This is a genomic window from Prevotella sp. C561 (assembly GCF_000224595.1).
GTDB lineage: Bacteria > Bacteroidota > Bacteroidia > Bacteroidales > Bacteroidaceae > Prevotella > Prevotella jejuni.
Window position 1 is genome coordinate 1 of the sequence record NZ_JH114190.1, and the last position, 1,194, is coordinate 1,194.

Annotated in this window: 1 pseudogene; it reads right to left on the reverse strand. The window is 39.0% G+C overall.

The window, feature by feature from the left end:
* Nucleotides 1–322, reverse strand: a pseudogene (locus HMPREF0666_RS15875) (IS1380 family transposase); the annotation flags it as partial.
* Between the last annotated feature and the right edge of the window lie 872 nt (nucleotides 323–1,194).

Sequence of the window (1,194 nt, forward strand, 5' to 3'; positions counted from 1 at the left end):
CGCTCTTGTAGACAATGTTCTCTTCAGCAAGCTCCTTTAGTCCGCGCCCAACAGTGTCGGCACCGGGTAATAGCGTATTAGGTCTCTGCTTGAACTGCCCTATAAGCACATTGATGTCCTCAAGGCATTCTCCACCACAAAGGTAACTGAAGAAGAGAGAGCCGAAAATACTTCCATGGCTGAATGCTTTGCCACTACTTCCACGTTTGCCCAATACAGATTCGGTAAGTTTTTCAAAGCCCAACTTTGAGAAAACGTCCATAATATGATAAATTCCACCGAAAGAAGTGATATTCTCGTTTTTAATTGCTACCTTTGTCATGTCAGATTTTTGCTTACTTGTTATGTTTGCAGCACTAAGATAGGTGAAATTTCTGACATATCCAAGTGTTTTGAGAACTTTGTTTCTCAGACACTTGGAGTTCTTACAAGAATTTATGCTGCGGAATTAAGGAGTTATATAAAATTGATGGAACTGGTTGTGATTTGCTTCAAAATGTGTATCTTTGCATTAGCACGTACAACCGATGACCAGGTGAAGCTACTGCTACGCTGTTGTGATTTGCTTCAAAATGTGTATCTTTGCATTAGCACGTACAACTAGTCAATTATCTTATAGCAAGCAGTACTGTTGTGATTTGCTTCAAAATGTGTATCTTTGCATTAGCACGTACAACGGCGGAGCGTCAGAAGAAACAACATCAGTGGTTGTGATTTGCTTCAAAATGTGTATCTTTGCATTAGCACGTACAACAAATCTCCCTATTAGGGTGATTGAGTTTCAGTTGTGATTTGCTTCAAAATGTGTATCTTTGCATTAGCACGTACAACTAGTCAATTATCTTATAGCAAGCGGTAGAGTTGTGATTTGCTTCAAAATGTGTATCTTTGCATTAGCACGTACAACTCCTTGTCTTCGATAGCTTCTTCTGTCAGGTTGTGATTTTGCTTCAAAATGTGTATCTTTGCATTAGCACGTACAACGTAACCTAACTGAGGGTATCTCAGAATTTGGTTGTGATTTGCTTCAAAATGTGTATCTTTGCATTAGCACGTACAACAAGATTCTATCAAAGTAACCTAACTGAGGGTTGTGATTTGCTTCAAAATGTGTATCTTTGCATTAGCACGTACAACCGGTATCAAAAGGACGCTACAAGCTTGTAGTTGTGATTTGCTTCAAAATGTGTATCC